Genomic DNA, 8968 nt, shown 5'->3' with positions numbered 1-8968 from the left:
GGTGTAGGGTGTGGGGTGTGGGGTGTAGGGTGTAGGGTGTTTTCTCAGTGAACTGATAACTGATAACTGATAACTGATAACTGATAACTGATAACTGATCAGTGATCACTGATCACTGATCACTGATTGCTGATAAGATTGTTACGAAAATATAAACACGAAATTCTATAGTTAGCCATGACCCAAAACGGAAGCTCGAAGTCGATCGTTGTCTCTCCCTCGATCCTATCGGCGGATTTTAGTAAATTAGGAGCCGATATCGAGGCTGTGGATAAGGCAGGAGCCGATTGGATTCACGTTGATGTGATGGATGGTCGTTTTGTCCCGAATATCACCATTGGACCCCTGATTGTCTCCGCTATTCGTCCCTATACGAAAAAACCTTTAGATGTGCATTTAATGATCGTGGAACCAGAAAAATATGTGGCTGACTTTGCGAAAGCGGGTGCTGACATTATTTCTGTTCACGCTGAACATAATGCTTCTCCCCACCTCCATCGTACTCTTTGCCAAATTCGCGAACTCGGTAAACAAGCGGGTGTGGTGTTAAATCCCTCCACTCCCTTAGATTTAATCGAATATGTGCTGCATTTATGCGATTTAGTCCTAATTATGAGCGTTAACCCCGGTTTTGGTGGCCAGAGTTTTATCCCGGAAGTTGTCCCCAAAATCCGTCAATTACGTCAAATCTGCGATGAAAAAGGCTTGGATCCCTGGATTGAAGTGGATGGCGGCTTAAAACCGGCTAATACTTGGCAAGTTCTCGAAGCGGGTGCTAATGCGATCGTAGCAGGTTCGGCGGTATTTAATGCCCCTGATTACGCAGCGGCGATCGAAGGTATCCGTAACAGCAAACGTCCCCAACCTCAATTAGCCACCGTTTAATTGTCGCAGGGGTGGGTTAGCTGTTGATTAATTAGGGTCTGCTGAAAAAGTTTTTTGTGGGGACAGGGTGTGGGGTGTGGGGTGTGGGGTGTAGGTTTTTACTGATTCCCATCTGGTCAATTACCTAATTTTCAGAGAAAAAGTCCCGTAATTTTCCCACGATCACTCCCATAACTGGTACTTTTTGATTGACAAAAAGTCTAAAAGTCTTACCCAACAAGGTTTTTAGATTTATTCAGCCAGCCTTAATTATCTTAGTATTGGCACTAACCCACTCTGCTGATTTGTTCTAAAACCTGCCGCCATAAACCCGAATTAGAGACGGCTAAAACTTCGCTAGAATCAGCTTGTAGGGGATTACCAGACCAATCGCTAATTATTCCGCCCGCACCTTCAATAATCGGGATTAAAGCACAAAAATCGTAGTATTTCAGGTCTGATTCTAGGATTACCATCGGCATGGCAGTGCAGCCAGTGGCTAACATCATATAGTTATAACAATCACCCCCAAAAGCGGTACGTTTACAGACGCTTTGCAGCTGACGAGCGATCGCTTGTTGTCGTTCTGTGATAAACATTAAGGGAGTGGTGGAGGCTAAACAAGCATTTTTTAAGGCAAGTTCTTGATCTTGACAGTAGGGATTAACAATCATCTGGTTATTATAAAGACTCCCTTTTCCCTTCACTCCTAACCAGCGATCGCCTAAAATCGGTTGATCGACAATTCCTAAAATCGGTTGATTTTCTGCCACTAGGCCGATTAAAGTCCCAAAAATCGGTAATCCCTTGACAAAAGAGGATGTGCCATCGATCGGATCCAATACCCAATAACGACCACTTTGGGAAGGAATATTGGCTCCTTCTTCCCTAATAACCCCATCTTCAGGCAATTCTCGCCGAATAATCGCCACCATCGCCTCCTCAGCTTCTTGATCGGCGATTGTTACTATTGAGGAAACTTGATCGAGTTTTGTTTCGGTTTCTAGATGAGGCTGCCGAAAATAGCGCCGGATAATCTCTCCAGAAGCGTCCGCTAATTGATGAGCTAGTTGGATAGTGCGATCAATATTCATCAATAAAAGTTATCCATACAGGAAAACAATAATATTTATTTATGTTAAAGGGAAGTGGGGAAGTGGGGAAGTGGGGAGATGGGGGATTTAGCGGAAATTTCCCTATCACCCTAAATCCCTATTGCCTCTTGGATAGTGCGATCAATATTCATCAATAAAAGTTATCCATACAGGAAAACGATAATGTTTATTTATGGTAAAGGGGAATTCGGGAAGTGGGGAAGTGGGGGAAATTTCCCTATCACCCTAAATCCCTATTGCTGTGTCGAACCTAGAACCATCAATGGGGAACAGCTTGATTTTGACTCCATAATTAAATTAGTCAACGATCGACTCAATCTCAAGACGAGAAAAAATTAATCTATTAGGAGTTTAGCTGATGACGGCTTTTACGGAAAATGACCTAAAAAGGTTAGAAAATCTGATTATCAATGGACAAAAAGCGATCGAAACTCGTTTAACCTCTTTGGAGAGTGGACAAAAAGCGATCGAAACTCGTTTAACCTCTTTGGAGAATGGACAAAAAGCGATCGAAACTCGTTTAACCTCTTTGGAGAATGGACAAAAAGCGATCGAGAATAGCGTCGGAGAGATCAAAAGAGAAATTCAGGTCTTAGAGATAGGACAGACGGAAATTAAGGGAGAAATCAGGACTTTAGACGCAAAAATCACCGGTTTAAATGAAAGAGTGAAACTCATCGAGGCATCCGTGGGAAAAATTCCCGATTTAGCCGAAAAAATTGGGGAGGTAAAAAACTGGAAACAGATCGGTATATCGATTGTGACTGCTTTTGTGGGTGGGGTAATTGGTTGGTTAATTCGGGGAAAATAAAACTAGGCAATGTAACATAGTATTAAGCATTTGTATATTTTTATTAATTTTTATGGAACAGACAGCTTTAAATCTGATCGCAATTACCGTTTTTTCGATCACTCTTTCCGTATTTGTCACTCCTTTGCTGTCTATTTCGCCTTTTGTCCCTGCTTTGGCTACTTTTAGCCTCTTGGGATTAGTTACCGTCGATACTCTCACTTTTAATAACCGGGGCGTGACTTTGCTACTGGATGCTCTTTCTCCCAGTAAACACCGTCAAAGAGTTATCTACCACGAAGCCGGACATTTTCTCACCGCTTATATTTTAGGTATTCCGATCGCCAGTTATAGTTTGACCGCTTGGGAAGCCTTTCGTCAAGGCCAGGAGGGAGTCGGCGGTGTTCAATTTGAACTAGCAGATTTAGAGCAAAAAGTCAAGAACTTTACCGATTTTCCCGCTTTTTTAGAGAGAATTTCTACGGTGTGGATGGCGGGAATTGCTGCCGAAACCTTAGTTTATGGTAAAGCAGCAGGGGGAGAAAGCGATCGATTTTATCTGCAATCGGCCTTAAAATTAGCGGGGGTTCCTGAGAATAATTATGCCCAAAAAGAGCGCTGGAGTTTATTACAGGCAAAAACTCTTTTAGAAAAACAACAGACTGCCTATCAAGCTTTGGTGATAGCTATGGAAAAAAGGACCAGTGTGGAAGAATGCTGTCGGGTGATTAGTGAAAGTTTAGTATAACGGGAAAAGTAATCAGGGATAGATTTGATAATTTCCCCGTTAAATTATTTATGAATAATCAGAGCATTCAATCGGATCAGCGATTAGCTTTAATTGTGCGCGGAGCAGTACAAGGGGTCGGTTTTCGTCCTTTTGTTTATCGATTAGCAACGGAATTAAACTTAGCCGGTTGGGTGAATAATACGGCAGCGGGAGTTTTTATTGAAGTCGAGGGCAATCGAGACAAACTAGAAACTTTTTTGAATCGATTATCTTTAGAAAAACCACCTCAATCGCTAATTGAAAATATTGAGACTCAATGGTTAAATCCTATCGGTTATCAAAACTTTAGCATACGTCCTAGCAGCGGCGGTGAAAAAAATACAATTGTTCTGCCCGATTTAGCCACTTGTCCCGATTGTTTAGCCGATATTTTTGACCCTAATAATCGTCGTTATCGCTATCCTTTTACTAACTGCACTAACTGCGGTCCTCGCTACAGTATTATCGAGAGCTTACCCTATGATCGCAGTGCCACAACTATGAGGGATTTTAATCAGTGTCCTGAATGTCAAAGGGAATACGAAAACCCTCTGGATCGCCGTTTTCATGCCCAACCGAATGCCTGTCCTTGTTGCGGACCCCAAATTAGTCTTTTGGATAGTCAAGGCTCTGTATTAGCGGAAAAAGATCAAGCTTTAATCGCCACCGCTAGAGCAATTCAACAGGGAAAAATTATAGCGATCAAAGGATTAGGAGGATTTCACCTAGTTGTCGATGCAAGAAATACGGAAGCAGTGCAAAAATTGCGACAACGCAAACAGCGACCGGATAAGCCTTTTGCCGTGATGTATCCTAATCTTGAGTTAGTGAAAAAGCATGGTTATGTCTCTTCTTTAGAATCGCAATTATTGCAGTCTCCTGCTGCGGCAATCGTCCTGATCAAACAAAGAAAAAATTATCTTTCTGCTGCCGTTTCTCCGGGTAATCCCTATCTAGGAGTCATGTTACCCTATACTCCCCTACATCATCTTTTATTAGCAGAATTAGGCTTTCCTATTGTAGCAACCAGTGGTAATCTAGCCGATGAACCTATCTGTATTGAGGAAAAAGAAGCTTTAGAAAAATTAGGAACTATCGCCGATTTATTTCTAGTTCATAATCGTCCCATAGTTCGACCAGTGGATGACTCTATTATCAGGGAAATGGCGGGAAAAGCGATGATTTTGCGGCGATCGCGGGGATATGCTCCCTTTCCCGTTAAAGTTAATGAGGGAGATTTCCCCCCGATTCTGGCCGTGGGAAGTTATTTTAAAAATACCGTGGCTATCTACCAAAAAAATCAAGTTTTTATTAGTCAACATATCGGCGATTTAGATACAGTTAATGCTGTTAATCATTTTGAAAATATCCTCGATAGTTTAAAAAAATTATACGAGTTTGCACCCGAAGTTATTGCCTGTGATGCTCATCCTGAATATCTAGCAACCAAGTACGCTTATAGCTTAAATTTGCCCGTTATTCCCATTCAACACCATTACGCTCACGTTTTATCCTGCATGGCAGAACATCAGCTACAACCTCCAGTTTTAGGGGTTGCTTGGGATGGAACAGGATACGGTTTAGATGGCACAATTTGGGGGGGAGAATTTATCCATATTGCTGCCGATTCTTGGCAGCGAGTCGCCCATTTTAAACCCTGGCCATTACCCGGAGGAGAAAAAGCGATTAAAGAACCCAGACGAGTGGCTTTAGGATTACTAGAAGTTATGGAAAATACTGATAGGATAAAATCAGCTTTTAGTGAACAGGAATGGTCGATTTTTAGGCAAATGTTAACAAAAAAAATTAATTGTCCTTTAACTTCTAGTGTCGGGCGTTTGTTTGATGGTGTGGCGGCGATTCTAGGTTTATGTTATCAATTAAGTTTTGAGGGACAGGCAGCAATGCAGTTAGAATTTGCCCTTGATGGCATTAAAACGGAAGAGTATTATCATTTTTCTTTATCCTCCGACTCCCCCATAGTTATTGATTGGAATCAGATAATTTTAGGAGTTGTTGAAGATTTAGAAAAACAAGTACAAATCGGCATAATTGCCGCTAAATTTCATAATAGTTTAAGTGATATTATTGTAGAAATTGCTCAGAAAATAGGCAGAGAAAAAATTCTCCTGACGGGAGGCTGTTTTCAAAATCGTTATCTGACGGAAAGAACAATTAATCGCCTACAAGCTTCGGGATTTCAACCCTACTGGCAGCAAACCGTTCCCACTAATGATGGTGGTATTAGCCTTGGTCAAATTATCGGAGCTTTTTCTAGACTCAAACAGTTCTAGATAGGACAAAATTAACTTCTTGGTTAGGACAGGCAAGAGGTAGTTATAAACCACAGAGACACAAAGAACACAGAGAGCCGATTTTTTTCTAGACTGTTGAGATGGTCGAAAATTGAGATTTTAGTTTAAACGATGCCACTCAACGATTTTATTGCCTACTTTCAAAATAATTGCTTGACCTAAACCGAGTTCTTGTGTCACATTAACTAGATGGGCGAAATTTTGACGAGTGATTGCTAGTCCCTGCAAACAGGCTAGAAAATCGAGACAGAGAACCGTAGAAAATTCCCAAGTTTGCCGGTAAATACGGCAATTGTCCGGTAAAAAAGCCACAAGAGTGCGAAAATGAGTCAAAGCGGCTTTCTCAAAATTGGCGCTAGTGCAGTCAAAAGACGAGTGCTGATAGCTCATAAAAACTTTGCCTGATAGGGAGATAGCAGGGTTTCCCTCAGACTAGCACCTCGCTTCTGGGGATCACGTTCCCTTTAGAATTTCTCAATAGACTGGCAAATCCCCCCAGAGGAGTATCGTTACCCGCGAGCCAATTGCTAGAAGCTAGGTTTCTTCCCAGAGATAGTGTACTGTAGATATTGATGTCCTTCCGGCTGGCAAGATAACCTATAAATTTCCCCACTCGTCCCCAGCGATAAAAGGCTGTATTTAGTCAAAAATCAAGTGTTGACTTTGATGCCAAACTTGCCTAGTAAAAAATGATCACAGCCTCAAGTTGCCGCTTAACTAATTGACTACTTAACTGATAACTGGTAACTAAGATTATGAATAATGCAATTGTCAAACCGAGAGATGTACAAGTAGCACCGATTGCCGTCGATACTTTTGTCTTTCGTTCCCGCACTTGGGACCGGTTAAAATTCGAGATCGAATACGGATTACAAAAGGGAACCACCGCCAATAGTTATCTGATTAAAGGTGAAAAAGTCGCTCTTTTTGATCCACCAGGGGAATCATTCTCGGCTATATTTTTAGAGGCTTTAACTAAAAGAATCGATCCGAAAACTATTGATTATATTATCCTCGGTCACGTTAACCCCAATCGTGCCGTCACCCTCAAGGCACTTTTAGAAATCGCGCCTCAAGTCACTTTTGTTTGTTCTAATCCGGGGGCAATTTCCCTGAAAAAAATTCTCGAAACCGAAGCATTAAATCTGTTGGTTGTCAAGGGGGAAGAAATATTAAATTTAGGGGCAAACCATCAATTAGAATTTATCCCCACTCCTAACCCCAGATTTCCCGATCAACTCTGTACCTACGACAGCAAAACCGATATTCTCTACACCGATAAATTATTCGGAGCGCACGTTTGTGGCGACCAAATTTTTGATGAGGGTTGGAGCGTTTATAACGAAGATCGGCGTTATTATTTCGATTGTCTCATGGCTCCCTATGCCAGCCAAATTAGCAACGCTTTGGAGAAATTAGCCGCTAAATCGCCCTTATTTTATGCTGTTGGTCACGGCCCTCTGGTGCGTTACGCGATGCACGAATTGACCCTTTCCTATCAACAATGGTTGGCAGTACAAAAGTATCAAGAGTTGACAATCGCCCTGATTTATGCCAGTGCCTACGGCAACACCACCACCCTCGCTCAAGCGATCGCCATGGGGATCACGAAAGCGGGAGTAGCAGTCACGGCGATTAATGCCGAGTTCGCTGAACCGGACGAGATCAAAACGGCGATCGAAAAAAGTGTCGGTTTTATCTTTGGTTCCCCCACTTTGGGAGGACACGCACCGACTCCCATCCAAACCGCCTTGGGGATTACCCTAGCAAATGGCGATAAAAGCAAGCTGGTGGGAGTTTTTGGCTCCTACGGTTGGAGTGGGGAAGCGGTCGATCTTTTAGAAGGTAAATTCCGGGATGGCGGTTATCGCTTCGGTTTTGAGCCAATTCGGGTTAAATTTAAACCCACGGAGGCAATTTTAAAGACCTGTGAGGAAGCAGGAACCGATTTCGCTCAAGCAGTCAAAAAAGCTCGCAAAAGCAGACAACCGAAAACTAATGTTAACCAATCCCAAAGCGATCGGCGATCGCAGGCTCTGGGCCGTTTGGTGGGTTCTCTCTGTATCGTCACCTGCGAATTGGGGGAATTGCGCGGCGCCATGTTAGCCTCTTGGGTGTCGCAAGCGACGTTCACCCCCCCCGGATTGACTATTGCCGTGGCGAAAGAACGAGCGATCGAGTCTCTGCTTTATAGCGGTACGCCTTTTGTCCTTAATATCCTCCAAGAAGGTCAACATTTGGCTTTAATGAAACATTTTCTTAAACCTTTTTCCCCCGGAGAAGATCGTTTCGCTAATATCGAAACCACTAAAGCTGAGAACGGTGGGCCGATTCTGGCCGAAGCGCTCGCTTATCTGGAATGTCGGGTGGAACAACGAATGGAGTGCGGTGATCATTGGCTGCTTTATGCGATCGCAGAAAAAGGCAGGGTTTTACACCAGGGTTTAACCGCCATCCATCATCGCAAATCTGGCAGTTATTATTAACTCATGGTGACGGGCAAGGGATCGCAAAAAACAAGGGTTTCGGCTGATCCCGAAAGTGAACAATACTCTCCCCTATCCTTCTGCTACTGTTTGTAAAACAAGATCAATAAATTTCTGGCTGTAGTATATGCCTTGTTGTTGCATCGTTTCTATGTAAGGTTTGACTGCAGCGATCTTTCCCAACTGTTTTGCTTTAATTAAAATACCGATCGAACCTGTAATTGGAATATTGAGAGATTTACACACCTGACGAGCCGCTAATTCATCGATAAGCACTAAAGGGGCTTTTTGTTCTAGTGCAAGGACGATGACTTCTGATTCTCCTCGATCCAGAGTCGGTAATAGTAAGGAAACCTGCTGTTGAGAGGCGATTTCTCGGACAGAAATCCACTGTTCTCGTAATAGATCGATCGAGCCAGTTTTGTCTTGATCGTAAGTGCTGATTTCAAGAGCTACCGCCTTAGGAATAACAATGCTTTTAACTATTTCTTCTTAAACCCCAAGATAAAGCGGAAGAGATTCTGGAAAAAGTCGCAAATTTTCTAGCTACAAGAGGTCTAAACATTAAGCCATCGAAGACAAGGTTAGTAGCCTCGACAGAAGGATTTGATTTTTTAGGATGGCACTTG

At 42.7% G+C, this 8968-nt stretch carries 8 protein-coding genes; 5 read left to right on the top strand and 3 right to left on the bottom strand.

Annotation, left to right across the window (positions count from 1 at the left end; genetic code table 11):
* Window positions 1-177: 177 nt before the first annotated feature.
* The gene (gene rpe, locus PN470_RS12420; RefSeq protein ID WP_002736739.1) at window positions 178-885 is read left to right on the top strand and encodes a ribulose-phosphate 3-epimerase; all 708 of its coding nucleotides are present in this window, start codon (window positions 178-180) and stop codon (window positions 883-885) included.
* A gap of 266 nt (window positions 886-1151) precedes the next feature.
* Here rpe and hisN read toward each other — a convergent pair whose 3' ends face one another.
* Window positions 1152-1958 (bottom strand): histidinol-phosphatase, encoded by an 807-nt coding sequence (gene hisN, locus PN470_RS12415; RefSeq protein ID WP_002738086.1) that lies wholly within the window; start codon window positions 1956-1958, stop codon window positions 1152-1154.
* Between the two features lie 379 nt (window positions 1959-2337).
* Between hisN and PN470_RS12410 the strand changes: the two genes are divergently transcribed.
* The 3 genes from PN470_RS12410 to hypF are packed head-to-tail and all read left to right on the top strand — an operon-like array spanning window position 2338 to window position 5832.
* Window positions 2338-2790, top strand: coding sequence for a hypothetical protein (locus PN470_RS12410; protein WP_002737912.1), 453 nt, complete (start codon window positions 2338-2340; stop codon window positions 2788-2790).
* Between the two features lie 52 nt (window positions 2791-2842).
* Entirely contained in the window at window positions 2843-3517 is a 675-nt protein-coding gene (locus PN470_RS12405) for an ATP-dependent Zn protease (RefSeq protein ID WP_103113370.1), read from the top strand.
* Between the two features lie 50 nt (window positions 3518-3567).
* On the top strand, window positions 3568-5832 hold the full coding sequence (gene hypF / locus PN470_RS12400) for a carbamoyltransferase HypF (protein WP_271937997.1): 2265 nt from the start codon (window positions 3568-3570) through the stop codon (window positions 5830-5832).
* A gap of 120 nt (window positions 5833-5952) precedes the next feature.
* Here the strand turns inward: hypF and PN470_RS12395 are convergent, their stop codons facing one another.
* The gene (locus PN470_RS12395) at window positions 5953-6243 is read right to left on the bottom strand and encodes a hypothetical protein (protein ID WP_271937994.1); all 291 of its coding nucleotides are present in this window, start codon (window positions 6241-6243) and stop codon (window positions 5953-5955) included.
* A 365-nt stretch (window positions 6244-6608) separates the two neighbouring features.
* Here PN470_RS12395 and PN470_RS12390 point away from each other — a divergent pair, with 365 nt between their 5' ends.
* Window positions 6609-8339: a diflavin flavoprotein gene (locus PN470_RS12390; RefSeq protein WP_002754795.1), complete on the top strand. Its 1731-nt coding sequence runs from the start codon at window positions 6609-6611 to the stop codon at window positions 8337-8339.
* Between the two features lie 72 nt (window positions 8340-8411).
* Here the strand turns inward: PN470_RS12390 and PN470_RS12385 are convergent, their stop codons facing one another.
* Window positions 8412-8615, bottom strand: a complete 204-nt coding sequence (locus PN470_RS12385) for a DUF3368 domain-containing protein (protein WP_004157244.1) — start codon at window positions 8613-8615, stop codon at window positions 8412-8414.
* Window positions 8616-8968: the final 353 nt, after the last annotated feature.

This window comes from Microcystis sp. CS-574, assembly GCF_028329095.1.
In the GTDB taxonomy this organism is placed as follows: domain Bacteria; phylum Cyanobacteriota; class Cyanobacteriia; order Cyanobacteriales; family Microcystaceae; genus Microcystis; species Microcystis ichthyoblabe_A.
The sequence above is the reverse complement of the archived record's forward strand: the minus strand, read 5'-3'. Positions and strand labels throughout refer to the sequence as shown.